Annotated in this window: 25 protein-coding genes; 11 read left to right on the top strand and 14 right to left on the bottom strand. The window is 57.9% G+C overall.

Features of this window, described 5'->3' with window-relative positions:
• The first annotated feature begins 8 nt into the window (after positions 1–8).
• Positions 9–1,709, top strand: coding sequence for a choline dehydrogenase (gene betA / locus ACQUWM_RS04270; protein WP_428921292.1), 1,701 nt, complete (start codon positions 9–11; stop codon positions 1,707–1,709).
• 30 nt (positions 1,710–1,739) lie between these two features.
• Here betA and ACQUWM_RS04265 read toward each other — a convergent pair whose 3' ends face one another.
• The 9 genes from ACQUWM_RS04265 to ACQUWM_RS04225 all read right to left on the bottom strand — a co-directional run bounded on the left by ACQUWM_RS04265 (position 1,740) and on the right by ACQUWM_RS04225 (position 13,491).
• Positions 1,740–3,722, bottom strand: coding sequence for a PhoX family protein (locus ACQUWM_RS04265; RefSeq protein WP_428921429.1), 1,983 nt, complete (start codon positions 3,720–3,722; stop codon positions 1,740–1,742).
• A 2-nt stretch (positions 3,723–3,724) separates the two neighbouring features.
• Positions 3,725–4,966, bottom strand: a complete 1,242-nt coding sequence (locus tag ACQUWM_RS04260; RefSeq protein WP_428921291.1) for a tetratricopeptide repeat protein — start codon at positions 4,964–4,966, stop codon at positions 3,725–3,727.
• 1 nt (position 4,967) lies between these two features.
• Positions 4,968–5,639, bottom strand: a complete 672-nt coding sequence (locus ACQUWM_RS04255; protein WP_428921290.1) for a TonB family protein — start codon at positions 5,637–5,639, stop codon at positions 4,968–4,970.
• Positions 5,640–5,647: 8 nt separating this feature from the next.
• Positions 5,648–6,055, bottom strand: a complete 408-nt coding sequence (locus ACQUWM_RS04250; protein ID WP_428921289.1) for an ExbD/TolR family protein — start codon at positions 6,053–6,055, stop codon at positions 5,648–5,650.
• Entirely contained in the window at positions 6,048–6,626 is a 579-nt protein-coding gene (locus tag ACQUWM_RS04245) for a MotA/TolQ/ExbB proton channel family protein (RefSeq protein WP_428921288.1), read from the bottom strand. Before ACQUWM_RS04245 ends, ACQUWM_RS04250 begins: the two co-directional genes overlap by 8 nt.
• Complete coding sequence (locus ACQUWM_RS04240; RefSeq protein ID WP_428921287.1) at positions 6,623–8,038, bottom strand: MotA/TolQ/ExbB proton channel family protein; 1,416 nt, start codon at positions 8,036–8,038, stop codon at positions 6,623–6,625. Before ACQUWM_RS04240 ends, ACQUWM_RS04245 begins: the two co-directional genes overlap by 4 nt.
• On the bottom strand, positions 8,035–8,850 hold the full coding sequence (locus ACQUWM_RS04235) for a DUF3450 domain-containing protein (RefSeq protein WP_428921286.1): 816 nt from the start codon (positions 8,848–8,850) through the stop codon (positions 8,035–8,037). The genes ACQUWM_RS04240 and ACQUWM_RS04235 overlap by 4 nt, the downstream gene beginning before the upstream one ends.
• A gap of 94 nt (positions 8,851–8,944) precedes the next feature.
• A complete protein-coding gene (locus tag ACQUWM_RS04230; RefSeq protein ID WP_428921285.1) occupies positions 8,945–10,867 on the bottom strand; it encodes a phytase in 1,923 nt (640 codons plus the stop codon).
• A gap of 74 nt (positions 10,868–10,941) precedes the next feature.
• Positions 10,942–13,491, bottom strand: coding sequence for a TonB-dependent receptor (locus ACQUWM_RS04225; RefSeq protein ID WP_428921284.1), 2,550 nt, complete (start codon positions 13,489–13,491; stop codon positions 10,942–10,944).
• Between the two features lie 327 nt (positions 13,492–13,818).
• Between ACQUWM_RS04225 and ACQUWM_RS04220 the strand changes: the two genes are divergently transcribed.
• Positions 13,819–14,742, top strand: a complete 924-nt coding sequence (locus ACQUWM_RS04220) for a GGDEF domain-containing protein (protein WP_428921283.1) — start codon at positions 13,819–13,821, stop codon at positions 14,740–14,742.
• Complete coding sequence (locus ACQUWM_RS04215) at positions 14,739–15,785, top strand: AraC family transcriptional regulator ligand-binding domain-containing protein (protein ID WP_428921282.1); 1,047 nt, start codon at positions 14,739–14,741, stop codon at positions 15,783–15,785. The genes ACQUWM_RS04220 and ACQUWM_RS04215 overlap by 4 nt, the downstream gene beginning before the upstream one ends.
• Positions 15,786–15,846: 61 nt before the next feature.
• On the opposite strand, the gene ACQUWM_RS04210 is transcribed toward ACQUWM_RS04215, so the two are convergent.
• From ACQUWM_RS04210 to ACQUWM_RS04190, 5 genes are all read right to left on the bottom strand, one after another.
• Entirely contained in the window at positions 15,847–16,701 is an 855-nt protein-coding gene (locus ACQUWM_RS04210) for a PA4780 family RIO1-like protein kinase (RefSeq protein WP_428921281.1), read from the bottom strand.
• Between the two features lie 98 nt (positions 16,702–16,799).
• A complete protein-coding gene (locus tag ACQUWM_RS04205; RefSeq protein WP_428921280.1) occupies positions 16,800–17,594 on the bottom strand; it encodes an RES family NAD+ phosphorylase in 795 nt (264 codons plus the stop codon).
• Positions 17,591–17,956 carry an antitoxin Xre/MbcA/ParS toxin-binding domain-containing protein gene (locus ACQUWM_RS04200; RefSeq protein WP_407000674.1) on the bottom strand — a complete coding sequence of 122 codons (366 nt, stop codon included), beginning with the start codon at positions 17,954–17,956 and terminating at the stop codon, positions 17,591–17,593. Before ACQUWM_RS04200 ends, ACQUWM_RS04205 begins: the two co-directional genes overlap by 4 nt.
• Before the next feature lie 72 nt (positions 17,957–18,028).
• Positions 18,029–18,685 carry a transglutaminase-like cysteine peptidase gene (locus ACQUWM_RS04195; protein ID WP_407000672.1) on the bottom strand — a complete coding sequence of 219 codons (657 nt, stop codon included), beginning with the start codon at positions 18,683–18,685 and terminating at the stop codon, positions 18,029–18,031.
• Positions 18,686–18,693: 8 nt separating this feature from the next.
• On the bottom strand, positions 18,694–19,353 hold the full coding sequence (locus tag ACQUWM_RS04190; protein ID WP_428921279.1) for a type II secretion system protein N: 660 nt from the start codon (positions 19,351–19,353) through the stop codon (positions 18,694–18,696).
• Positions 19,354–19,543: 190 nt separating this feature from the next.
• On the opposite strand from ACQUWM_RS04190, the gene gspE reads away from it, so the two are divergent.
• Genes gspE through gspL form a run of 8 tightly spaced genes read left to right on the top strand, consistent with a single transcriptional unit; the run spans position 19,544 to position 26,770 of the window.
• Positions 19,544–21,052, top strand: a complete 1,509-nt coding sequence (gene gspE, locus ACQUWM_RS04185) for a type II secretion system ATPase GspE (RefSeq protein ID WP_407000670.1) — start codon at positions 19,544–19,546, stop codon at positions 21,050–21,052.
• A 4-nt stretch (positions 21,053–21,056) separates the two neighbouring features.
• Complete coding sequence (gspF, locus tag ACQUWM_RS04180; RefSeq protein WP_428921278.1) at positions 21,057–22,271, top strand: type II secretion system inner membrane protein GspF; 1,215 nt, start codon at positions 21,057–21,059, stop codon at positions 22,269–22,271.
• Between the two features lie 60 nt (positions 22,272–22,331).
• Complete coding sequence (gspG, locus tag ACQUWM_RS04175; RefSeq protein ID WP_428921428.1) at positions 22,332–22,796, top strand: type II secretion system major pseudopilin GspG; 465 nt, start codon at positions 22,332–22,334, stop codon at positions 22,794–22,796.
• 6 nt (positions 22,797–22,802) lie between these two features.
• Entirely contained in the window at positions 22,803–23,333 is a 531-nt protein-coding gene (gene gspH / locus ACQUWM_RS04170) for a type II secretion system minor pseudopilin GspH (RefSeq protein WP_428921277.1), read from the top strand.
• Positions 23,330–23,704 carry a type II secretion system minor pseudopilin GspI gene (gene gspI / locus ACQUWM_RS04165; RefSeq protein ID WP_428921276.1) on the top strand — a complete coding sequence of 125 codons (375 nt, stop codon included), beginning with the start codon at positions 23,330–23,332 and terminating at the stop codon, positions 23,702–23,704. The genes gspH and gspI overlap by 4 nt, the downstream gene beginning before the upstream one ends.
• Positions 23,704–24,459, top strand: coding sequence for a type II secretion system minor pseudopilin GspJ (gene gspJ / locus ACQUWM_RS04160; RefSeq protein WP_407000663.1), 756 nt, complete (start codon positions 23,704–23,706; stop codon positions 24,457–24,459). Before gspI ends, gspJ begins: the two co-directional genes overlap by 1 nt.
• Positions 24,456–25,463, top strand: coding sequence for a type II secretion system minor pseudopilin GspK (gspK, locus tag ACQUWM_RS04155; RefSeq protein WP_428921275.1), 1,008 nt, complete (start codon positions 24,456–24,458; stop codon positions 25,461–25,463). The genes gspJ and gspK overlap by 4 nt, the downstream gene beginning before the upstream one ends.
• Positions 25,464–25,465: 2 nt before the next feature.
• Positions 25,466–26,770 (top strand): type II secretion system protein GspL, encoded by a 1,305-nt coding sequence (gspL, locus tag ACQUWM_RS04150; RefSeq protein ID WP_428921274.1) that lies wholly within the window; start codon positions 25,466–25,468, stop codon positions 26,768–26,770.
• Positions 26,771–26,774 lie beyond the last annotated feature (4 nt).

Here is a 26,774-nt window from a genome sequence, read left to right as displayed (position 1 = left end):
ATGTTGCCATGGATAACTCGAAATCAGAGGACGTATTTGACTACGTCATAGTCGGGGCCGGCTCAGCGGGATCGGTGTTGGCGGATCGTCTGAGTGCAGATGGACAGTATCGGGTACTGGTACTGGAGTACGGCGGCAAAGACAACTCGGTATTCATCCAGATGCCGACGGCGTTTTCGATTCCGTTGAACAAGCCCAAGTTTGACTGGGAGCTGTATACCGAGGCGGAACCCGGGCTGAATGGCCGGAAAATTCACCAGGCCCGGGGCAAGGTCATTGGGGGATCCTCATCCATCAACGGCATGGCCTATGTGCGGGGGTGTGCCGGAGATTACGAGGAGTGGGTTGAACAAGGCGCGGAAGGCTGGAGTTATGAAGAGGTGTTGCCGTATTTCCGGCGCGCCGAAGACTGCATTTACGGTTCCGATGACTACCGCGATACCGGAGGGCCACTCGGGGTCTGTAACGGCAATAATATGAAGAATCCGCTGTACCGCGCGTTTATTCAGGCCGGACGACAGGCCGGGTATGGCGAGACCAAGGATTACAACGGATATCGCCAGGAGGGGTTCTGCAGGATGGACATGACAGTACGCGATGGCAGGCGCTGTTCCACGGCCAATGCGTACCTCAAGCCCGCCCTGACACGGCAGAATCTTGAGCTCCGGATGCATGCGCTGACCACCAGGATATTACTTGAGGGCAAGCGCGCGACGGGTGTTGAATACCGCCACGGCGGCCAGTTGATCACTGTGCAGGCGCGTCGTGAGGTGATCCTCAGCGCCAGTGCCTTCAACTCACCGAAACTGCTGATGTTGTCGGGCATAGGGCCCGCCGACCATTTGCGGGAAATGGGCATTGAGCCGGTCCACGATCTGCCGGGCGTGGGCCAGAACCTTCATGACCACCTGGAAGTCTGGATTCAACAGGCCTGTACACAGAAGATCACGCTTAACAGCTGGCTGAATCCGTTCGGGCAGGCCCTGATTGGCGCACGCTGGTTGTTCTTCAAAAGCGGTCTGGGCGCGACTAACCATTTTGAATCCAACGGCTACATCCGCAGTCGGGCCGGTCTCAAGTACCCCGACCTGCAGTTCCATTTTCTGGCTGGCGCCATTGCTTATGACGGCTCCAGCTCGGCCGAGGGGCATGGTTTCCAGGCGCACCTGGGGGCGAACAAACCGAAAAGCCGTGGTTGGGTCAGGTTGGCGTCCAGTGACCCCCAGGCGCCCCCGCGGATGTGCTTCAACTATCTGCAGGAGGAAGAAGACAGGCAGGCGTACAGGGCTGGCATACGGCTGACCCGGGAAATCTTTGCGCAACCGGCGTTTGATCCGTATCGAGGCGAGGAGCTGATGCCTGGTGACCAGGTGCAGACCGATGCCGAGATCGATGCCTGGGTCGCGGACAACGCCGAAACCGCCTATCACCCCTGCGGCAGTTGCCGGATGGGCTCGGATCCGATGGCGGTGGTCGACTCCGAATGCCGGGTTCATGGCATTGAAGCCCTGCGAGTGGTGGATTCGTCGATCATGCCGACGGTGACCAACGGCAACATCAACGCACCGACCATCATGATCGGCGAGAAAGCGGCGGATCACATTCTTGAACGCCCGCCGCTGGCACCGTCGACTGCCCCGGTATTCTCTCCGGATGACTGGGGGGAGCATCAAAGAGAAGGGGCTCCCGAGCGGGCGACCCGGGAGTAATGGGGCAGGCGCAACCTCTAGCGCAACAGATCAAGTACCAATAACGCCCCCGTCTGTTTTGGTTATCAGCACTGTGGTTGAACGGGCGCGGGTTTTTCCGTCCGAAGCGGGGTAGCTCAGCTCCGGATGCTGGATATTGACCCACATGGTCTTGCCGTCGGGCGTTGCGGTTACCCCCGTCACCTCGCAACCCCTTGGACCGACGAGAAAGCGGTTTACCTGTCTGGTTTCCGGGTCGGCGCAGAGCATCTGGTTCGTACCCATGTTGGCGTTCCGGGGCTCGTCGTCACCATAGTCTGTCTGAATCCAGAGGCGACCCTGATGATCGAACCAGAGGCCGTCAGGGGAGGAGAACACGTCGCCCTTGATGGTTCCGGTCAGGTGCTCCGGCGATCCGGCTGAAGGTTTATCGCCAGCCAGCAGGAACATCTCCCAGGTAAACTCTGTCGCATCCACTCGGTTATCGTTTTCACGCCATCGCAGAATCTGACCGTGGAGATTGGTTTCGCGGGGGTTGGCTGCATCCACCGGTTGGTCGGGCTTGTTGCCTCTGTGTTTGTTGTTGGTCAGGGTGACGTATACGTCGCGGGAAACCGGGTGAACCGCTACCCACTCAGGCCTGTCCATGGGCGTTGCACCGACAATGTCGGCGGCTGACCTGGCATTGACCAGAACATCCGCCTGGTTGTGGAATCCGTTACGTGGGGTCAGCCCCAAATGACCGAATTCCAGGGCGCGCCACTCACCTTTACCGTCCTTGTGGAAAACGGCCACATACAGGGTGCCTTCATCCAACAGGTTTGCATTGGCGGTGCCGTTAACAGGGCGGTAGCGATCTTTGGGCACGAATTTGTAGATATACTCGCCCCGGGTGTCGTCGCCAGAGTAGATGGCTACACGGCCATCCGCGTCGTGGGTTACTGTCGCGCATTCCCGCACCAATCGACCGAGAGCGGTACGCTTCTTCGGGGTAGAGTCCGGGTCGAACGGATCGAACTCGACCACCCACCCGAACCGGTTCGGCTCGTTGACATGGCCGTGGTGTGGTTGGCTGTCATCGGGGGTGGCGTTGAACCGGGGATCGACCGAATCCCAGGCGTAGTTCTTGCTGTTGAGGGCCTGGGAAATACCATAGCGGTGATGTTCGCGGCGGCTGGTAAAATCTTCGGGGTTTCGGTTTACGAAATAGTTCTTCCAGTTTTCCTCGCATATCAGGTAGGTACCCCACGGGGTCTGCCCCATGGAACAGTTATTGATGGTGCCCAGTACCTTCTGGCCGGTGGCATCATCCACGGTTCTGAGGAGGTTCGATCCGGCGACCGGGCCCGTCAGATCCATTGGTGATTGAGCGGTAATGCGCCGACCATAGCGGGAGTCCCTGACGAGCTGCCATTCGTTTTCCTGCCTCTTCACCTCGATCACACTGACGCCATGGGCCATCTGCTCCTTGCGGACTTCAGCCTCCGGCCGCTGGATGGCGCCATCTTCCAATTCCCGGCTGCTGAATCCGTTCGGGTGCAGGGTGGGGTTCACATACTCATGGTTGATAACCAGCAGTCCATGACTGTCGGGGGCGTCCGGGAATGGAAAATAGGCCATGCCATCGTGGTTCTGGCCGGCCTGCAGAGCCTGTTCCTGCCAGCTATCGGACGCGTCAGATTGCCAGGCCTTGGCGCCACGGACCACGGGGTCACCCCAGGAAAAGAAGGCGCGTGCATCATAGCCTTCCGGCACCACCACCGAGTCAAAATCGGGGCTGGTCTGAGCAGGCACCGGGCGAAAGCGAATATTGCCGCTGGCCACACCTGAAAAGCCCTTCGATGGGGTGTTTCCGGCCATTACATGGGCCGGGGGCAGAAAGACAGACGCAACTGCGGTGGCCAGGCTGCCCCGTAGAAAACGGCGGCGGTCCAGACGAACCCGGCTGTCCAGATCCGGGTTGCCGGAGCGGTTGTCCGGGGTGTCGTCCAGACGCTCCATATCTTGGTGGAAGCCGTGGTCGTTTCGGGTAATGGTCATCTCTTATCCTCTTTCAAAGAACGGGTGGATGAATGGCTGGCAAGGGCAGTGGCATCGGTGGCCGTGAGCTGGTTCATATAGTCGAGCCACTGACTGGCTCGTTCCTGAGTGCTGGAGTGTCTGGTGGCCCGGGTTAACGCATCTTTGGCTTTTGGGTGATTGCCGCTGCGCATCTCGGCTATGCCCAGAAGGAGCAGGGTTTCCGGATTATCCGCCCCGCTCTTGGCGACGGCTTTCTGAAGCCAGCGTGCTGCACGGTTCCATTGCTGGCTTTGCAGCAGCAGACGACCAGCCATCAGTTCACTTTCGCCATTGCGGGTCTGGCTGGATAAATCCTCCAGTATCGCCAGCGCCTGATCGGGCTCATGGGCCTGTATCCAGGCCTGGACCAGTTCGAATCTGCTTTTGTCAGAGGCGGGCATCACTCCCAGGTTGATGGCCTCCTGAAGCCGCAGGGCCGCTTTACGGGGCTGGCCCTGGTGCAGGTGCAGGCTGATCAGGGCGCGCCATTCTGCTTCGGATTCCAGGCGTTGGTCGCTGTACAGGCTTTCCATGAGGGCGAGCTGGTGCTTGTAGTTCTCTTGAAGGCCGTACAGGCTTGCCAGGGCCTTGAGGTACTGCGTTTTCGGGAAGCGTTCGGCAAGGGTTTCCAGTACGCCAATCGCGCTGCCATGGTCATCCAGTTGCTGATAGCAGGCGCGTAGCAGATTAAGAACCTGCTCGGAAGCGTCGGTGTCACCCAGGCCTTCAAGCGATGTTGCCGCTTCCCGATAGCGTTCAAGCTGGTAAAGGCTGTGGGCCTGCAACATGGCGAGCTGGGAGTCATTCCTCACATCCCTCGGGGCCATTTCGCTCAGGACATTCAGCGCCTGCTGCCAGTCCCCATTCTGGTAATGCAGTTGAGCAAGATTGCGCCTGGCGCTCTGGTGCAGTCCCTCCGGTACTTCTTCAAGGTCCATGATGCTTTGATAGTGGCGAATGGCCGCCGGGTAATCGTGTTGTTGAATTGCCAGATAGCCGTGAAGGTTGAGTACCTGGGAGCGTTCATAGGCAGTCAGATTGTTCTGCTGGCCCATTTCGCCCAATTGCTTGCTGGCGGGCTCGTATTGGCCGTCCTGAATCTGGGCTTTGACGGTCTCCAGGGCGTTATAGACCGATTCCCGCATGGCATTGCCATACGATGCTGGTGACAACCCGAGAACAACGGTAAATACGAGGGAGTACAGGGGCGCTTTCACGTTACTGATCCTCTATACGGAATTTGAAGACGTTGCGGACTCCGGAAACCGCCACCGGTTGACCATCCGCCGTCCGCGGCTGGTAACGAAACCGGGCGGCGGCTTCCAGAGAAGGCTTTTCGAACAGGTAGCTATCGCAGGCGGATTCGATCACCCGGATATCCGCCACGGTTCCATCTTTCCTGACCGTGTATTCCACCGTGCAATTGCCTTCCACGCCTCTCATCAGCGCTCGCTCCGGATACCGGGGGGCAATTTTCGCCAGGGGCTGAAATTCGCCCTGTTGCCGTGCGCCGAGGTTGAAGCCGCCAGCATCAAGTGCCAGCCCACCGATGGCGGGCACGGCCGGCGTGGGCAACGGCGAGGGTGCGGGCGCATCCGTGGCAACCGCCGGTACGTCCGGGGTTTTGGGCGTTGGCTTCGGCTTTGGTGGCGGCTCCGGTTTCTGCCGTTGCTCCTTTACCGGGGGCTCGGGCGGAATTCGCACGAAATCCAGTGACACCCGCTCGCTTGTACCGGTGTCACCAACGTTTTCCATCAGGACCAGCTGCCTTATGCCCGTGACGAGGGTGGCGGCAAGCAACAGACCGATTGCCGACGCCATCAACCAGAAAGCCGGGTGCCGTCGGGGTTTCAGGGCTTTCGCTATCATGGGGGAGTGCAGGGTATTCATGGCAGCCATCACCGCTTTGTCGCCAGGGCTATATCCACGACGCCGGCCCGGCGGGTGGCATCCATCGCGGCCACAAGTGTCCGGGTCGAGGCCTCCGCATCGGCTTGTATGACCACCGACCCCCTGGGGTTTTCGGAATGCAACCGGGCCACGATGCCGGTAATGGAGTCCGTCCCCACTTGGCGACCGTCTATCCAGACCGCGTCGGAGTCATCAATGGCGATCAGAATGGCGGCATTGTCCCGGGATTCGGCTGTCGTGGCCTCGGGCCGCTCTACTTCAATGCCGGATTCACGCACGAACGACGCGGTTACCAGAAAGAAAATCAACAGAATGAACACCACATCCAGCATGGGGGTGACGTCAATCGTGCTCTCGTCTGCCGGCTCGTTATCATTCCAGGCAAATCTACGCATGGGCTACTACCTCCTGATATGCGTTGTCGGGGCTGCGAACTGCCGGAGATTCACTGAGAAGGTGCGTCACCTGCCGTTCGGCGCGCTGGGTCAGTCTGGTCAGAAGCAAGGTGGCCAACAGCCCGGTGAGGCTGACGACCATGCCGGCCAATGTGGGCAATGTGGCGCGGGACACGCCGTCAGCCATGGCTCTGGCATTGCCGGTCCCCGTGAAAGCCAGCACATCAAAGACCGTGAGCATGCCGGTGACTGTGCCCAGCAGGCCGAGCAGAGGGCATATGGCAACCAATACCCGGATCGCGGGCTGATTCCGTTCAAGTCGCTGGCGGGTGATGGAAACCAGTCTCTCCCGCAGTTTCTGTTCTACCCAGACGGATGCCGGGGTTAGCTGTTGCCACACTTGCGTCAATTGCGTCCGGAAGCGCGGAAACGCAATGAACAGATAGATAGTGCGTTCGGCCAGCAACGCCCAGAGCAGGGCGCTGGTCAGGGCAATCAGCCACATGACCGGGCCACCCTGATCGAGAAAAGCGGCCATATCCATGAACAGGGTTTCCAGCGTTGCACTCATGATGTGGCAAGCTCTGGTTGAGTCGCTGGAACTGGCTCCCGATCGATTCGAGGCGCTTTATCAGCAGCCCGGAAGTTTTCTGCAATAATCCCTGCCGCCTGTTCTTCAAGTACTTGCCAGATACTTCTGGCGCGAGCACTGACCAGGGTGTGCATCAGCAGAACCGGTATCGCCGTTGCCAGGCCAAGAACCGTGGTGACCAGCGCCTGGGAAATACCTCCGGCCATCATTTTCGGGTCACCATTTCCGAACAAGGTGATGGACTGGAAGGTAAGGATCATCCCGACGACGGTGCCTAACAGGCCCAGCAGGGGAGCAACGGTGGCAATAATCTTCATAAGCGCCAGGCCCCGGTGAATGGCCGGCCGCTCACGCAAAAGCGCCTCGCCCATCGCGACTTCCAGGGACTCCGGGTCTGTGCGTCGCATCTCCCGTGCGGCATTCAGAATTCGACCCAGGGGATTGCTGCCCGGTGTTCCGGGATTACGGGCCTGCCGGTTCACCCTGCCGCTCATGAGTCCCAGAATGACAAGGCGCTCCAGGGCCAGTAACAGGCCAATAGCCCCCAGCGCCAGAATGACATAACCAACAACGCCGCCCTGGCGTATGCGCTCTGATAAGTCCGGAACCTGAAGGAGCATATCCAGCAATTGGCCGCGGGTCGGGTCCAGTGAGACGGTTACTGGCTGAGAGGCATCTTCCGGGTTCTCCGGTACCTGGTATTGGCGGCCAGGCTGTTGTGCCAGCTCGGTCAACGTGGTGCTGGCGGGAAGATACTGCAGGTACTGGCCTTCGCTGATGACGTTGAAAGTGCCAAACCGGGTGACCTGTTTTGCTTCCGTGGCCCCGGAAAGTGAGGTGACCTCCGCATCGAAACTCCGGGCCTGGCCGGATGCCGCCAGCTCCTGGTGCAATTCAAGCCAGAACCGGCGAATGTCCTTCACGTCCGGAAGGCCAGAGTTGGTTTCCAGTGAACTGATAAAACCCGCCAGAAAAGCATCCCTTTCCGGAAACTGGAGATGGGTTGGGGAATCTTTCAGGGTGGCCCGGATCTGGCCGGCGGAATTGGCGAGCACCCCGAACAGTTCCTGCAGGTCACCGAGCGCTTCATCCCGGGTCTGCCTCAGTTCCGTCAGGCTTTCCTGATTGTCCTCGAACCGTTGTTCAAGGTGTTTGCTCTGTTCACGGGCATCCGCTACTTTCTGTTTCAGGGCGGCAAGCCGAGCTGCCTGTTCATCCCTTTGCTGGACGAACCGTTCAATGCGCGCCTGCTGTTCCGAGCGATCTTCGGTGGCGGCAGCCCTGACTTGCTGTAACAACTGGTCCAGAGACAGGGGGCGCTCCTGCGCCTGTGTATTGCAAGCCAGGAAGGAGATTCCGACAAGGATGCAGGTCAGAAAGGAAGACTTCATGGTTTCAGACCTCCGTTGTCAAAGTCGCTACTGGCGGTAAAAACCGGCACGGTGAGCAGATCGGGCGCTGCCTGTTTACGAGCAATTTTGTTGGCCTGGTCAAAGGCGCGATTCCATTCATTCGCCGCCAGCCGCTGCCATTCCCCGGCTTCCGGATTCCAGATGCCCAGCTCCTTCCGGTCCAGTGACCGATAAAGCAGCGTAAGGCGGCCAATGCGCAACATATCCACTTCCCGGCTGTTGTCACCGGTAGCCAGTTGTTCCCGCCAGGATTCGATGTTCCGGCCATAATCCAGCTCAGTCTGGTAGGTCTCCAGTACTCGTCGGAGGGTGACGGCCAGGGAGTCGGCGGGGTCTTCGAGACTGTCCTGCAGTGCAGCCACTGCGCGTCTGCGATCTTCAACCAGGAACGGTTTGTCCAGGGAGACAAAGTCTTCCAGGCTTGAAATCATATCGGTCACTATGGGTAGCAGCCGTTGCTCAAGTCCGCGTGAGTTATCAACGGTCTGCTTCAGGGTGTTGATATCCTTTTCCTGGTTAGCAACCTGTGTTGAAACGAGTTTGTTGTAGGCCGACAGTTGCTTGGCTTCCATCAGCAACTGCTGGTATTGAGCAACCATTTGCCGACTCTCTTTGTCCAGTCCGGCGACGGTTCGCTCCGCTTGGCTGGTTTGCTCAACCCGATCAACTGCCTGTCGGTTCAGATCGTCCAGGTCGGCAGATTCAACGGTAGCGGTAAACAGTGTGAGTGACGCAGCGAGGCTCGCTGCCAGACCGATACCGGTCTGTTGCTTGCGATGGGGATAATGCACAAGAACGTTCCTCGGTTACTTTTAGAGTGTGGCCAGACTATGGCTATTTTGTGACACTTCAGGGACACCCTTCGGGTGCCCCTTTCCGTGAGGCTCAGCGTTCCAGGTTCAGGGCTTCGCGGATGTACCGCCAGGGTACGGATTTGAAGTTCTGGGCCTGGGCGGGCAGAACGTTGCGACCGTCCTGGACCACCAGCATTCCCTCACTCCAGATGCCTCCAAGATCCGCCGAAGTTGCCGCGATGCCGTCTGTTTCGGAGGCGCCGTCAATGGCCTTCTCGTGGTTGATGCCAATCCTGAATTTGCCACGGAACTCGTAGGGCGCTTCAGCGTTGTAAACCACATAGGTGTTGTCGCCCTGGCTGGAGACCACCAGGTAGTCCCGGGTCTCGCCGCGATAGAACGTCAGGCCCTCGATGTCGTCCGTCAGGTGGTCACCGATGCTGTCCACCATTGACAGTTTGCTGTTTGAGTCCGGCTCGGCATCCAGTGCCCAGACTGCGTTATCCTCTTCACCAACAAACAGCTGCTGTCTCTGATCGTCAGCCACGCATCCCTCGGGCTGGGAGTCCACCCGGAATTCACGCACAAGCTCGCCGCCCCAGCGCTCATCGGTCAGATCCAACCGGAATTGATGAAACCGACCGTCTTTATCATTGGCGATGGCGTAGGTGCCGGTATCAGACTGGTACATGCACAGGCCGTAGATTTCGGGCAGGTCTGTCGGCACCTCTGTGACGGGAATGAGGGAAGCCCGGTCACGGTCAATGGCAAACAGGCTGAGGCTGTTTCGGGTGCGATTGGTGGCAACGGCAATGTCCACTGTTCTGCCCTGGTAAGGCACGCCATACCGAATGTCGACATTGTTGACACGGCCGACTTCAAGACTCTGGCGTTCTTCGCCATCCAGGCCGTAGGCCAACAAGCCATTGCGCTTATCAGTACCCAGGATCAGGCTTCTGTCCGGATGCTCAGGGTTCACCCAGATCTCTGGGTCGTCAGCCGCATCGCCAATCGTCGCAACCGGTGCGGTCTGCATTTCGGGCTTGACCTTCGGATAGCTGGCAGCAACCGGGGGCGGCGTAACGGCGAATGGCAGGTTTGCCAGCTTGAGCTGTTCGCTGTTTTCATCAAACAGAACCGCTTCAATCTGTTGGTTCCTGAGGGTCGCCGTCATTGTGTCCGGAGCTGTGCTATCGCCAAGATTGACGGTGCTTTGGTGCTCATAGCCTTCATCTGTGGCCTGGATCAGATGAAGGGCAGGGTGGTCCAGTTCAAAGGCAATCAATCCGCCCGGTACCGTAGCCAAACCTTTCGGTCCATTGCCCAGCTCACCAAAAGGCCCTGCCATCGCAACCGGGCTGCGGGCCAGTTCCGCTTCAGGGCTGGCGTCATAGGCCCATATACCCACGCCTTCCTCTGCGATGAAGAGGGTGTCTGTTCTGTCATCGGTTGCGCAGGTTTCGCCGCCCGCGGGTATGGGCAGGTCCCGAACCGACGCGACCTGGAAGTCGCCTTCCCCGGATTGGGTGATCAGGTATTGGTGTGCAAAGTATTTTTCGCTCAGGGCAAATAAATAGAGATCTTCGTTGTCTTCATCGTGGAAAAGGCATAGGCCCTCAAGGGGAAAGCCGCGCGGCGTTAACGCGGTGCGGCTCTCGATGGCGTTACCATCCTCGGACAGGGTAAACAGCAGGGGTTCCGCCGTTTCCGGGTTATAGCTGGCGAACAGTTCCAGTTTTTTTCCGTTGAGGCGTACGGTCCTTGAATCCAGAAATTCCGCCTTGGTCTGCCACTGGTCGACCATGCTGCCATCACTGGCGAACAAGGCGATCCCATCCCGTTCGCTGGTGCTTAGCCAGTGGCTATTGGCCCCGGCAGGGCGAGCCCATTCGCCAGCGATTGGCAAAGTGGCAAGTTCCGATGTCTCCACGGGGGATTTAACGGAGGAAGTGCAACCTGCAAGGGTGGTTGCAGCAATAACGGCTGAAAGTAGATTTTTGCGTGTTACAAACATTACGTTTATCCGGTTTAGCTGTGTGGTTCGATTGCAGCCCCGGGCGGAATGGCCGGGGCAGAGTCCTTGATGCTTCAGAAGCTGGTCATGGTGAGAGAGAGGCGATAGGTGCGGCCGTATTCCTCATACTGCGCGTTAAACCGTTCTCCCCCTTTGCCGGTGTAGGCGTAATAGGGGCGGTCAGTGAGGTTCACTGCATCGAACTGCACCATGAGGTTGTCCATCAGGTAATAGCTTGCCGTCAGATCCAGCTGGAAATGGTCACCCTCGTAAAGATCGTGGCGTTCGTCGGCGACATCGGGAATTTCTATGAGGTAATCAGACTTATAGTTACCGGCAAGGCGAATGCTGGCGCGGTCTGTCTCGTAACCAAGAGTCAGGTTGCCGGTGGTGTCGGACTGGCCTGGCAAGCGAACATCGCGGCGTACAGGGGTACCGTCATCGAAGGAGGTCACCGTGGCATCGGAACGGGTCCAGGTGCCATTGGCGCCAACGATAAGACCGTTCCATGGCGAGGGCAATGTGCTGAACTTATGGGAGTAAGCCAGTTCAAAGCCCCGAACTTCGGCGGTATCCCCATTCTCAAAGGTTTTCGCCTCTGAGAAGTCGGCCCATTCACCCGTTCCGGCGATATCGGTGGAGTAGATGAAGTTGTCGATACGCTTGTAGAAGGCATAGGCGGATATGGCGCTGGTCGGGCCCATGTAGTGCTCGATGCCAACATCAAAGTTGTCTGATTCCAGAGGGTCGAGATCCGGGTTTCCGAATTCTGCCTCATCATCCTCAATAACGAACGCGGGAGACAGCTGCTCGAAAGTGGGGCGTGCCAGGGATTGGGTCAGCGATGCGCGGAGCTGAGTGCGGTCAGTAAGCTCATAGCGAGCATGAAGAGATCCCAGCAAGTTGCTGTAATCATTGTCGACTCTGTTTGCCTGAAATGCGCCATCCTCGAGTTTGGAGCCCCGGGCTTCCAGATCCGTGTCCTCGTAACGGAAACCACCAAGAAGACGTAGGCCACGGATATCAATCCTGCCCATCAGATAGGCCGCGTTGATGTCTTCATCAATCTGGTAATCGTTGATACGCGACTCTTCCTCGTCGAAGTAGTCCTCTCTGCCAAGGCCAGAGACAAGGTCGCGAATGGCATCGGCGTTCAGGTCACTTCCGATGCGCCCCGGATTGTAATCCAGCTCGCCGCCGGCATAGTTGCCCATCCCCAGGCGATCGCCGCTGATGCCTGCATCTTCAAAGTCTTCATAAACCCACACGTCTTCGTCGGTTTCTTTTGTGCGCTGGCTGGCCTTGGCGCCGAATTTGATCAGGCCCGGATGGGCACCAAACATCAAATCCCGGGTGATATCGAAGCGAATGTTTTTTTCTTCATCCGTTGCTTCGCTGTCTGTCATTTCCACTTCATCCAGAGTGAAAGAAGACGACTGATACAGCGATCCAGGGCCGAAGACGTCGGGTTTTCGAGTACCACGGAAGCCCACGCCCTCGAATGGATCGGCGGCGACGAAAACGGCGCCGCCGAGGCCGTCATCTTCTTTCTCAGACGCTTCGCTGGCACTGACGCTGTACTCAACGAGCCAGTCCCGCAACCTGTGTTCGCCCCCCAGGGACGCCGACAGGATTTCCTGGACCTCCTCCCGGGCCTTCAACTCACGTTCGACTTCTGCTGCTCCCGAAGCGCCTGCTGCCAGGGGATCTTCAAACTCAAAGATGTTAGCCACGCGCTGCTCATCATCCGAGTAACGGCTATACATCGTTCTCAGGTAAAACAGGTTGTCCGGGTTCAGTTCGAGATCCAGGTTCACGGCGGCACCCAGGCGTTCCCGGGTGATCAGATAGTCCCTCTGTTCGATTTCCTCCAGTACAGCCGGATCTTCATCGAAGTCCCAGGCACCGCCGGTTTCAACGTTGTCAGAGCCGAATTTCCGTTCTTCCCAGCTTACAGCCCCAGCAACACCCAGGCGGGCGCCATCAGAGCCGATATCCAGCGTCGTTCCACCCGATAAAGCGCCGGCTGGGCTGGTTTCATCCACCAGTTCGTTATGGCTCATTTCGATCTTGGCCTTGCCGAACGGTTCGTTCTTGTCCAGGGCGGAAATGCTCTGCACATCAATATTGCCGCCAATACCGTTAGCGTCCATGTCTGGGGTGGGCGCCTTGGTGACGACCAGGGAAGAAACCAGGCCAGAAGGCAGCACATCCAGTGCCACGGCCCGCCGGTCACCCTCCGGCGCCGGCAGCTGCGCACCGTTGATGCTGACACTGTTCAGGTCAGGGCCCAGGCCCCGAATGCGGACAAAACGACCTTCCCCCTGATCCCGCTCTATCGAGATACCCGGCAGTCTTTGCAAGGATTCGGATACGTTGGCATCGGGAAGCGAGTTGATAGCATCGGACGTCACGATGGTTTGGAGGTTGTCAGACATTCGCTGTTGATTCAGGGAAGTGCGCAGGCGAGCGGCCTGGCCAACGACGGTCACGGTTTCCGCCGATGTGTCTGCGGGCGTCTCACTTTGACCAAAGGCGGCCGGGGCCGCCGCGGTGCCCATGCATGCGACGGCGATAGCCGCAGCCAGTCGCGAACGTTTCAATCCAGTCGGTGCAGATGTCATTCGAGCGAATCCTTATGTTTGTTTCCAGGAGCTGGCAGCGACATTAGGATTCGAATGTGTCGAAGCGGTTACACTTTTTTTAATGCCTCGTTTTTTCAGGCACTTACGAACGGTTTAAGGCGCCTGGTGAGCCGAAACGACCACGTGGTCTGCGAGCCTGGAACGGCTGTGCATCGGCGGTTTGCCCGGTAAAGGGCCTCAGCCAAACCTTTTTCGCCAGCAATGACATCTGAAACCCTGAGCCAATTTGACCCCCATTCCCCGTCACATAAGTGCAACCATGCTGTGCTATAGCTGCCACCGAACTTGAAACCAGTGGATAGCAAAATGACTCTGACTACCCTCAAACCACACCGTGGGAAACTGCTGATGCTGGCGGTTATTGCGAATGCATCACTTGTTGCAAGTCTGATCCTCGGAGATGTGAAAGCACGGTCGGAAATCGATTGGCTCGATGTGTTCGGCGAGGGCGGTGGCGCCGCCATGGTGTTGACCTGGTTGATTCTTATTCTTCGCAGCAGGCCGGCAGGGCGGGTCAGTAACATTCTTTCCGCAGGTTTTGGACTTGTATTTCTCGCACTCTGGCAAGACAACCTGGACGAGTTCGTACAATTTCCTGATGCGCAATGGTGGGACACCTGGCTGGAGTCGGTAACTCTGCCTATCGGCATGGCCCTTGTAACCTGGGGAATGTTCCACTGGCATCGGGAACAGTTGGTGATTACAGAACAGCTGCGTGGGCGTGAGCTCACCATCAGAGAGCATACGCAGGTGGATTCCGTTACCCAGTTAGCCAAATCAGAGTACCTGGACGGTCAGATTGAAATGGAACTCCAGCGTTTGGACGAGAGAATCATTCCTCCGTCTCTGTTGATGGTTGATGTCGATGGCTTCGATGCCGTGAACCGTGAGTACGGCACGAGCGAGGGAGACCGCTTGCTGAAGGTTATCGGTGAGCTACTCATAATGAATGTGCGCCGCAACGATCTGGTTTGCCGGTTCGCCGGTGACCGTTTCGCTGTATTGCTTCCGGGGACTGGCCTGCCTTTGGCCAGACTTATGGCGGAGGAGATTTCCAATGCGGTGCGTCACCTGGCACACAAAACCGCATTGCAGGGCAACACCGTCAATGTATCGGTGAGCGTCGGGGTTGCCCACGCCAGGTCGGCCAGTGCCGCCGAATTACTGGAGCGTGCGAACTATGCTCTTGCTTTGGCCAAGGCTGAACCCCGCCGGGGACATGCCGCATGAGCAACAAAGCAGACCGTCCAGAGTTTTACACCGCAGAGGAACAGGTGTTGCCCGCGCATCATCAGGCGGCATTGCTGGTTGAGCTGGCTTTAACCCGCAACATGCGGGAAGACCGGTTGCTCAAACACACCGGATTGTTCCCCAGCGACATTCGCAAGGCGAACCACAAGTTATCGGCGGCGACCTTTCGGCGCCTGATCCTGAATGTCGCAAGTCAGGGCGATGGTTCTGAGTTGAATCTGTTGTGGGGCAGCCAGCTGTTTCCCGGTCATTACGGCCCTCAGAGTACGCTCCTGGCCCACTCCGGGAACCTCATGGAGTTTCTGCAGACGCTGATCAGATTCCGATTTCACCTGTGCCCTTTTATGACACCTCATCTGGTCAGAGATGAGCGATGGTCCTATTTGTACTGGACGGATGCTGGCGGTGCAGGAAGGGCAAGGCCGTTTCTCGTGGCTGCCCTGATTTCAGGTGTGCGGAGTGCGACCAACTGGTTAGCGGGCGAGACGCTGCCCTGGCAGGTTTGCCTCAAACAGCCTAAACCAGTAGACACATCGGACTATCTGGTTGCCTTTGGGGAGTCCGTTCGATTTGAGGCAGGCATCGATTTGATGCGAATCGAGAGCCACTGGCTGTTCAAGCCCTGGGACGGGACATCAGAAATGGTTCGGGCTTCTGCTCTTGCCGAATCAGAGCAAGTGCTGGGCAAGGCCGATCGAAGACACGGATTGCCGGAACTGGTTTACCGCGTGATGCGACGTCACCCCGACGTCTTTGGCAGCCTGGATGCTATCAGTGAATACCTGGGAATGAGTTCCGCGACCCTCAAGCGCCGGCTAAAGGAATGTGATGCCACCTACCAGGCCATACATGACGAGGTACGGCTTCATCTCAGCCTGTACCAGTTTTATATCAAGGGGTGGAGCCAGGAGGACGTGGCCAGTTACCTGAATTGTTCCGATGACGCCAATTTCCGAAGGATGTTCAAGCGATGGACCGGACTGACTCCAACTGAATACCGAAAACACTTTCAGTTTCAGTGAGGGGGGATAGGTATCAAGAACCTTTCAGAATTATTGTCGGCTATGAACCAGCCCGAGCGGTTCAATCGTCATCTTCCATTAAGGTTCTTTCCTGCCGCTCCATCTCTTCCAGTCTCGCGGCATCGATCACCGCTAACAGGTCATCGACATCCGCACTGTGGGTATCGTGCTCGAAGCAGCCGGTGAGCTTGCTGTCAGCGCTTAGTTCGCCGCTCTCATAGAGCGCCCATATCTCCAGGCCGTAATCCGTTGCCAGCAGGTCTGGTGCGTATTTGCCAAAGTGGCGGCGCATGTTGTCGACATCCCGCAGCAGCATGCGCTGGGCACTGTTATTGCCTGCGGCGTTGACGGCCTGGGGCAGGTCAATGATCACCGGGCCCTGGGCATCCACAAGCACGTTGAACTCGGACAGGTCACCATGGATAAGGCCTGCGGCAAGCATACGGACGATCTCCGCCAGGACCCGGCCGTGGTAAAGTCGGGCCAGATCCGGGGTAAGCGTAACGTCATCGAGCCGTGGTGCGGCTTTGCCGTCTTCATCGGCAATCATTTCCATCAACAGCACGCCATCCACAAATCCCAGAGGCTGGGGCACCCGCACGCCGGCCGCTTCCAGCCGGTACAAGGCATCGACCTCAGCATTGAGCCAGGCGTCCTCCTGCTCTTTCTGGCCATAGCGTGTTTTCTTGCTCATGGCTCTGGCACGTCGGCTGTTCCGTACTTTCCGGCCTTCCTGGTATTCCACGGCTTGCTTGAAGCTGCGCTTCTGAGCTTCCTTGAACACCTTGGCGCATCGCAGGTGGTCACCGCAGCGCACCACATAAACCTGCGCTTCCTTGCCGCTCATCAGCTGGTACATCACTTCGTCCACCATGCCGTCGTCGACAAGGGGCTGTAATCTCTTCGGTACTTTCATAAAGCCTTTCTGGTTAACCGTAAGTTGATCTGGCACAAGGCGTCATATATACCACGTTTGGCTCGCCGATACTGTTGCAAAGAGAGGGGGGCGGATTCTCAACTCGCCGGGCACGGTAACCTGCCACCCACCAGAAATGTTTCCCGGCTGAACGCTGAGGCCGTTTTCTTTCCATCCTCGTTGGTCAGGCTCATGGTCACGGTGCTCGGGTCTGCCATCATGATCAGGCGATAGCGACTTCTCGGCTTCCTGTCTTTCAGCGCCCGCGGGGAAAACAGGGCGGCGTTTACCCCTTCCATGCCATTTGATTGAGAATAGGGTAATCGATAGAGATCAGCTTGCCGGGCTCGTGCTGAAAGGAACTGAAACCCTTCAATTCCGGATTCCCTCATTGCCGTCCCCAGTTGTTGGCAAGCGTCATAACGGGCGGGATGGGTGAGATCTTCGTGGAGATCTGCCCAGGCGTTATCCTGCAAGCGAATTCCGCGACTGGAGCGCATTCTCGTGGCGAACAGGGTGTGCAGGGTTTTCAGCGGCCTGGGGTAGGGCGACACCATGTCGTTGATAAAAACAAAGCGGTAGAACGCTGCTTCCGCCAGTGCTGTATTGACCGTCATGGCACCGTAGAAAAGGCTTTTTTCAAAGGGGCGGCCAAAGCGGGAGCCATATTTCAGGGGCGGATAGCGGAAGGGCGTGGCCAGCAGGTAGTGAAGGTTTTCAGTGCCTTCGGGCCGAGGCGGCTTGCTGCGATCAAGCAGCGCTTCAAGCCGCATCTGCTCCTCGATGTTATCCACCAGTTCGGTGGTGGCAATTTCCTCTTGGGATTCCACGACCCGGTAGATGGTGCCCTGAACCACCGTGGCATCAGATTCGATGCGATCCCGAAGGTTCAAATCTTGCCCCGCATGGCGTCAAGATAGTAAAGCACACGTACCAGTCCTTCGGCGCTACGAATCATGTCCCTGGGAACATCGGAGAAATAACGGTTCTCCGTATTGAGCCAGTGCTGCATGGCGGCCTCATCACCGCCCACCAGCGCGTAAACACTGCGATACACGCGGACGAACAGCAAGGCGAGTTCACCGGCTTTGCTGGATGGGTCGACCCCGTCCCGGGCCAGGCCGGTGCGATTGCGCCCCACGATTTCAGCCAGATCCGCCTGCGTCAGTCCCATGGCTTTGCCGGCATTAACCAGAGCCTTGCCCAGCAGCGCGCGGTCACTGGTTTGCTGTTTGATGTCGGAAACGGTGGTCATGTGCGGTCTCCGTTAATGATGTCTGTTTTTCACATTATAGTCGATATGAGTGAAAAATGCACAAGCAAAAGGTTACCGGAGAGCTTCAATCAACCGCTTGTTCACATCCTGCCAATGATCCAGCTTGCCGGCTTCGCCAATGCGTTTTTGTCTGCCTCCGGATCGGTTAAGCCACAAACCCTCACCGTTGAAACTGTAGACCGGTTCCAGGTCATTTCTGCGGGAGGCGGGTCTGATCTCATTGATCAGGTTATCCAGAATCAGGGGATCGGCATCCGGTTCCGGATACCAGGCGAGGACCATATGAGCCTGGTTCAGTTCCAGCGCCTTGACATAGACGATCCTGAGCTCCTCATCGGGAACGCCCATGGATTTGAGAGTCAGGTATTTGGCAATCGAGAAATCCTCGCAGTCACCGCCATTGGTGGTCAGCAGTTCCACCGGAGTTGCCCAGTAGTCTTCCTCCCCCCAATGCTCCATATCGGTAATAAAGCGGGCCCGGTTAAAGAATGAATTCACCAGAGCCAGCTGCCGCTCCCTCGGGGCATTTTTAGCCACTTGATGCAGGTTCTGCCAGCTTTCCAGCCGGCCGCGGGCTTCCTGCCCGAACTCTTCCTGAACGTAGCTTAGCAGGCGGTCGCCAAGCTCAAAGGCAGCCACTGCGGTGACCAGCAATAATACGGGAAGCAGGAAACTGCGGCGGCGAAACGTCCGGGCTGCCGTTTCCATGGTCGGACTCAGTTGTTGTTGTTCCGCAGGCGTTCGCGGAGTTGTTCGAGTCGCCGACGAATTTCCTCTCTGCGCTGTTCATCGGCGGCGGGGGAGGATGTGTTGCTCGCCGGTGAAGCGCTGGGGGCTGCTTCCTGCGTCTGTGGTTCGGCAGTGCCGGACCCGTCTGCGGCGAACTCCAGTCCGGTGCGGTCTTCAGATTCGGGAAAGTACAGGTTCTCCAGTTTTCCGCTACGCTCAATAATGACCCGGTTGGCGTGAACCGCGCGTAGTTTGGCATTGCCGGGCAGCTCGTCACCGACCAGGTAAGCTTCCGTCTGGCTTTTATCGTCTTCGATCAGGGCGCTGCCGGGGAATTCTCCGTCTGCTGCCAGCACCCCGCGCAAAAATAGCCGCAGGTTGGTTTCAGGCAGGTTTTCGGTATCAATTTGCTGGTCGCCCGCAGATTCCCCGGCGGTGCCGAACAGGTCAAGAGAGGCCAGTTCCACCTCGGGGGTGGTCTGGTCCCCGGAATCGGCTTTCCTGTCGGCGGCCGCCCTCTGTTGCTGGCTGTCGCGCTGGGATTCCTGTTGCCAGAAGCGGTAGGCCTGCCAGGACGTCAGGGCGATCATCGCGACGACGACGGCAGCGGCCAGAAGCATGGGTAACCGGGTGTTGTTCAAAGGCATTGGATGTCCCGACAGTGAATTTACGACCCTGGAAAAAGATCACAGGTTATCAGACTGCAAAGGTTAAATGGCAGTATAGTGTATAGAGTTATTCAGCGGGTCCATATCCTATGGTAGCCTTTCTGAATTAATTGAATAAAAAGGGTTTCCGGATAATTTATCCGCGCCTGGCAACAAAACGAGGACGACCTTGAATACAGACCACGAACTTCAGCCGCAGGATGCTCCGGTGGGCCGTCTTCCTTTCGCGTTCGCCAAACGCAACGGCGTGATACTGACCCGCGAGGAAGATGGTGAGCCAGTCATTCTTGTGCGTCCCGGAGCCAGCCATTCCGCCCTGGCCGAGGCCAACCGTATCAGTGGTGGCCGCGCCCGGTTCTCCACCATTGATCCCGATCGCTTTGATGCAGCCCTGAATGCGGCCTACCAGAACGACTCCGCCGAGGCCATGCAGATGGTGGAAGGCATCGGCGATGATATGGATCTCGCTTCCCTGGCGGACTCCGTGCCGGAGACGGAAGACCTGCTGGAGCAGGAGGACGACGCACCGATCATACGTCTGATTAACGCCATCCTGACCGAAGCGGTCAAGACCAACGCCTCGGACGTTCACATCGAAACCTATGAAAAGCGCCTGGTGGTCCGTTTCCGTGTGGATGGCGTGCTGCGGGAAGTGGTTCAGCCGAAACGCGCACTGGCGCCTTTGCTGGTTTCCCGTATCAAGGTCATGGCAAAGCTGGATATCGCCGAGAAGCGCGTGCCCCAGGATGGCCGGATTGCGTTGCGGGTTGCCGGGCGGGAGGTGGATATCCGGGTATCCACCATGCCATCCTCCAGCGGTGAGCGCGTGGTGCTTCGTCTGCTGGACAAGCAGGCAGGCAATATCCGCCTGGAATCCCTCGGCATGGCCGGGCGGGATCTCAAGGTCCTTCGCCGGCTGATTTACCGCCCTTACGGGATCTTGCTGGTGACCGGTCCCACCGGTTCCGGTAAATCCACAACCTTGTATGCGTCGCTACAGGAGATCAACGACCGCAGCCGCAATATCCTGACGGTCGAGGACCCCATTGAGTACAACCTGCCGGGTATCGGCCAGACCCAGGTGAACACCAAGGTCGATATGACCTTCGCCCGGGGGCTGCGGGCGATTCTGCGCCAGGACCCGGATGTGGTCATGATCGGTGAGATCCGCGATCTGGAAACCGCTGAGATTGCCGTTCAGGCGAGTCTCACCGGCCACCTGGTACTCTCTACGCTGCACACCAATACTGCTGTGGGCGCCATTACCCGCCTGATGGATATGGGCATCGAGCCGTTCCTGATCTCCTCCAGCCTGGTGGGTATCGTGGCCCAGCGTCTGGTCAGGGTGCTTTGCAAAGAGTGCTGCGAACCCTATACGCCGAGCGAAGAGCATTGCGAATTCCTGCAACAGGATCCGGCTAACCCCCCGACCATCTATCGTGCAAAGGGTTGCGATCACTGCAATCAATTGGGCTATCGCGGCCGAATCGGTATTTACGAAGTGGTTGAGATCACCGACGAAATCAGCGCTCTCATCCATAAACGGGCAGGGGAGCTGGATCTGGAGCACGAGGCCCGTTTGTCCGGCCCCAGTATCCACGCAGACGGTGTTCTCAAGATTCTTGAAGGCGTCACAACCGTTGAAGAGGTCCTTCGCGTGACCCACCGGAGCCAGTAACCCCATGCCCGCATTTGATTACAAGGCCCTCGACGCCCGCGGTAAACAGAAACAGGGCGTACTGGAAGCGGATGCTCCGCGGGCGGTCAGGCAACAACTCAGGGAGCGGGGGCTGACACCGCTGGAAGTGGCGCCGTCCACCGAAAAACAGGCCCATGGCAAGAACCCTCTGAGCAGCCGCGGCAGTCTCGCGGCTGCTGACCTGGCGCTGGTGACCCGACAGCTGTCAACACTGATCCAGTCCGGTATCCCGGTGGAACAGGCCCTGTCCGCAGCCGCCCAGCAGTCCTCCAAACCCCGTATCCGCAGCATGCTGATCGCCATTCGCGCCAAGGTGATGGAAGGCTATAGCCTGGCGGACAGTCTGGGTGAGTTTCCCCGGGCCTTTCCCCGGTTGTACCGTTCCACGGTTTCTGCCGGGGAACACGCGGGCCACCTCGACCTGGTGCTGAACCGGTTGGCGGATTACACGGAAGCCCGGCAGGAGGCCCGCCAGAAAATCCAACTGGCGGCGATCTACCCGATTATCCTGAGCGTGGTTGCCATCGCCATTGTTGTTTTTCTGCTGACCTATGTGGTTCCCGATATCATCGAAGTTTTCGTGAAGCAGGGCCAGGATTTGCCGGGCCTGACGGTGGCGATGTTGTCGGTGTCGGAATTTCTTGGAAACTTCGGTGTCTACCTTCTGATACTGATCATCGTTGGCATTGTCGGGTTCCGGCTATCGCTGCGTAAGCCTGCGTTCAGGCTGAAGTTCCACCGCTGGTTGCTGAGCATGCCGCTGTTTTCCGGCATGGTACGGGGGGTGAATACCGCTCGCTATGCCAGTACGCTCAGTATCCTGACCACCAGTGGCGTGCCATTGGTGGATGCCATGCGTATCGCCGGTGAGGTGTTGTCCAACGATTACCTGCGCCAGGAGCTGCGTGATGCGGCCCGCAAAGTCAGTGAAGGCGGTTCCCTTCACCGCTCGCTGGATCAGACGGGGTATTTCCCGCCAATGATGCTTCACATGATCGCCAGCGGTGAAGCGAGTGGTGAGCTGGACAGCATGCTGGAACGGACCGCGAAAATGCAGGAAAACACCCTGCAATCAAAAATTGCAGCGATTGTCGGTCTGTTTGAACCAATGATGCTGTTATTCATGGGCGTGGTGGTGCTGATCATTGTATTGGCCATCATGCTGCCGATTCTCAATATGAGCAATCTGGTCGGCTGATCCCGACATCGTTATCCCCAGAAAATGGAAAGAGAGCCCTTGCAAATGACGAGTAAAACTATGAAGCCTGACGTTACCCGGAATCCGTGCGACATCCGCCGAAAACACGGCGGCTTTACCCTGATCGAGATCATGGTGGTTATGGTCATCCTCGGTCTGCTGGTTGCTATTGTGGCCCCCAACATTATGGGGCGCAGTGACCAGGCCAAAGTGACTGTCGCGGAAACCCAGCTGAGCAACATCGCGAACGCGCTGGATCTGTATCGCCTGGATAATAGCCATTACCCCTCAACCCAGCAGGGCCTGGAAGCGCTGGTCAGCAAGCCCAGCGGCAGCCCGGAACCGAGGAACTGGAATCCGGACGGATACCTGAAGAATGTGCCGGAAGATCCCTGGGGTTCTGAGTACCAGTATGTGAGCCCGGGCACCGAAGGCCCGTATGATCTTTATTCCTATGGTTCCGACGGCCAGGAAGGCGGTGATGGCGATGCCGCTGACATCAGTGTCTGGAAAACCCGGGATTAAGCAATAATGATGAAGCGGGCATCGGCCTCGGGCTTTACGCTGATTGAGATTCTGGTTGTCCTGATCGTTGTCGGGTTGCTTGCTGCCCTGGCAGTGCTGAACCTGGGCGGCGGGTCTCAACAGCGGGAGATGGAAAATCATGTCCGTGAGATGTTTTTGCTGATGCAAACCGCCTCGGAACAGGCTGTACTGAATAACAAGGAATTGGGGCTCCTTCTTGAGGAAGGCAGCTACCGGTTCGCGACCCTCAACGAACAAGCCAACGAATGGACGCAGCCGGGTGAGCGGATGTTCCGCCAACGTAGCTTTCCCGACTGGCTTTTGGTGACTGAGTTTATCGAAAGTGACACCCCCAGACTTGCCTCTGAGGAAGACAAGTTGAGGCCGGATATTGTGTTTTTCTCCAGTGGAGAAACCACGCCGTTTGAAGTGGAATTCACCATTGGCAGTGACAGCTCCTACATGCACGTACTCGCCTCCGATGGGATCTCTCCCCTGGAGTGGCGTCGTCCGGGCGGTGATGAGGAGGAGCAGTGAGCAACCAGCGTGGCTTTACACTGATTGAAGTGCTGGTGGCGCTCCTGGTCTTCGGGTTGATAGCCACTGCTGCCGCCGAGGTGGGCAGTCAGTACATTGCCAGTTATGAGCGTATCCGGGATAAAACCATGGCGGGCTGGATTGCCGATAACCGGATCAGCGAACTCCGGCTCACAGAGGGTATGCCTGGAATTGCCGAGAATTCCGATGACCTGGATTATGGCCCTTTTCGCTGGCAGGTAACCACCGCTGTCCTTGGTACGGAAGAACCCACCATGCGGCGTGTCGAGGTCACTGTTGCCCGTATCAGGGAAGACGGCAGTGATCCGGTGCCGGTCCACACGTTGTCCGCCTTCATTGGAGAGAATTGATGTCACAGAAGGGCTTCACCCTGATGGAGGTGTTGATCGCTGTGACGATTACAGCGGTGATCGGTCTGGGCGTGTGGCAGGTGCTCAGTGGCGTGGTGCAATCCCGGGACCGGGTGAACGATGTAGCCGATGAGTTTGACCAGTTGCAGCGCACCATGTTGCTTCTGGAACGGGATCTGACCCAGGTCATTAATAGGCCAGTGCGTGACATGTACGGCGATTACCAGCCAGCGCTGACCAGCCGTGAAGACGATTTTTCCCTGATCCTGACCCGGCAGGGGTGGCGTAATCCACTGGGAACCCGGCGGAGTTCCCTGCAGCGGGTCGGCTGGGAATATACCGGCGAGGAGTTGCGTCGCAGGTACTGGATCACCCTGGATCAGGGCCAGGAAGAAAACAGCCAGGATGTGTTGCTGCTGTCCGATGTGACTTCGTTTGAGGTCCGCTTTCTGGATGATCAGCGCAACTGGGCGGATGGCTGGCCCACTGAAGAAGCCATGGCAAGCCTCAGTCCGGGAGCAAGGCCCGACATACCGCTGCCACTGGGCCTTGAAATCACCCTGGAGCACGAGCGCTTCGGCGAACTGGTTCGCACCTTCGCTTTTCCGGATTTTGACACAAGCGAGGCCCAGGGCATGGTGAATACGGTTAACGCGGGTGGCACTCAAACGGATTCGGGTACCGATGAGCAGGAAGATGAGGAAAATCAGAGCCAGGATCAGAATGGCCCATCCGCCCTGGGGAATCCCCAATGACCGCGCAAAGAGGTCTTTCCCTGCGTCGTGAGCGTGGTGTCGCCCTGATCATGGTGTTGTTGGCGATGGCTCTGGTGGTGATGCTCGCCACGGGCATGACCCAGCAACAAAGCGTTCGGGTTTTTCGGGCCGGTCATTACCTGGCGCAACAGCAGGGGCAAAGCGTTGCCCTCGGCACGGAAGCCTTTGCCCGGCAAATCCTGGTCCGGGATTTTGAGGAGGACAAGGAAGAAAACCTGATGGTCGACAGCCTGGACGAATTCTGGGCTGCCAACGCCGCCATTCTGCCTCTGGATGACAATGGCGTGGCCGAAGTTCAGATTGATGATCTCGGCGGTCGTATCAACCTGAACGATCTGGTATCCGCTAACGGCCAGGTGGATCCGCTTACCCGCGACCGCCTCGCCCGGTTGCTGGTTGCATTGGGCATATCGGAAATTACGGTTGATGTCCTGATAGACTGGATTGATCCGGATGACCAGACGGTCAGCGCCTACGGTGCGGAGGATGGACAGTACCTGATGGCGGATCCCGCCTTCCGCTCGGCGAACCAGCCATTCGTCAGCGTAACCGAACTCCGGCTCATTGAGGGGATGACCGAAGAAATCTACCGTTCTTTAAGGCGTCATGTGACGGCATTGCCGGTGACGGGCCTGGGGATTAACGTAAACACCGCAACCGCTCCGGTGCTGCGTTCACTGCACGCGGAACTGACACAGGCCCAGGCAGAGTCTATTCTTGAAAAACGGGAGGAAGAGCGGTTTGAAAATATTCAGGATTTCCTGGCCTTGCCGGAATTTGCGGGTCTTGGGCTGAAAGCCAACGGCCTGGGGCTACAAACCCGTTTTTTTGAGGTCGTTTCGCGGATTACCTATGATGATCGCGTTGCGAATCTGGTGAGCACCGTTTTCCGCAGTCCGGAAGGTGAGGTACAGACGGTTCACCGGGATACCGGGCAAAAGAACCGGATTACCAAAGAGCCTTATACTATTTCAGAAGGATAGACATGTCTTACCGCCTTTATGTCAGGCCCCTGCCACCCTTTGCCGACCCTGAGCAGACACCGGATGCGCAGCTGTACAACTGGGTTCTTCATGATGCCAGTGGCGACACCCAGGCTCATGGGCGAGGGGATACCCGGGACCATATCGAGCAAACCCTTAGTCAGAATGCTCTGGACAATGTCCTTTTGATTGGCCTGGTGCCAGGTGATGAGGCGTTGTTTTGCGTGGCGGATATACCGGCCAAACAAACGCGTTTTATCCAGCAGGCATTGCCGTACGCCGTGGAGGAGCAGATTGCCCAGGACATAGATACCGTTCACCTGGCCCTGGGCAGCCGAACGGACAGTGGCTTCAGGGTGGCGGCCATTGACCACAACCGCATGTCGGACTGGGTGGATCTTTTCAGTGGCTGGGAACACGCCCGGCTGGATGCAGTTTACCCCGACGCAGCACTGTTGCCAGAAACCAGGGGTGGCTGGTCCATCTGCCTGGATGGTGAGAATGCGATGCTGATCAGCGATCACGGTGAATGGCTGAGCATCCAGTCACGCAACCTGGGGATGTTTGGTCATACCCTGGCAGCTCCGCCATCGGAAGACGTTGTCGCGGAGATGCCGGTGACCATCTTTGGCACCGAGCAGGAGCTGGAACAGCAGCAGTCCGCGATCAGTGAACTGCGGGGCGCCGGCCGGCTTGCCATCAAGCTGGAAACCATTGATCTCATGCCCCTGGAGCTCCTGGCCCACGCCCATCACCATCACCTGTCCCACCCGATCAACCTGTGCCAGGGCGGTTATGGCGTCAACGGTGGTCAGGCCAGTCCGTTGCGGGCCTGGAAGCCCCTGATTGCAGTGGCCTGCGTCTGGTTCGTCATTCAGCTGGGCGTGGAGCTGGGCCTGGGCTTCTACCACCAGCAGGAGGCCGATGAGACCCGGGAACAGGCTATGGCGATCTACCGCGATGCTTTTCCGGGAGACCGCCGTACCCATGCAGGCAATGTTCGCCGGGTGATTGAGGGACAGCTTCGCACAATTGGTTCAGGCGGGCCGGACGCGGATTTCATAACGCTGATGAAATACACCGGGGATCAGTACACCAAAGTGCCACAGAATCAATCGCTGACTTTCAATTCCATTAACTACAGTCGCTCAAGGGGAGAGCTTGTGGTGGATATCCGCGCTGACAGTTATGACCGGATGAGCGCCTTACGCAGCGGGCTGGCGAAACAGGGGCTGGAAGCGCAGATTGGCTCGGTGGTTAATGAATCCAGTGGCGCCCGCGGGCGCCTGACGGTCTCGGGGGGCTGAAGGT

Origin of the sequence: Marinobacter sp. DUT-3, from assembly GCF_050379435.1 — a bacterium.
In the GTDB taxonomy this organism is placed as follows: domain Bacteria; phylum Pseudomonadota; class Gammaproteobacteria; order Pseudomonadales; family Oleiphilaceae; genus Marinobacter.
The sequence above is the reverse complement of the archived record's forward strand: the minus strand, read 5'-3'. Positions and strand labels throughout refer to the sequence as shown.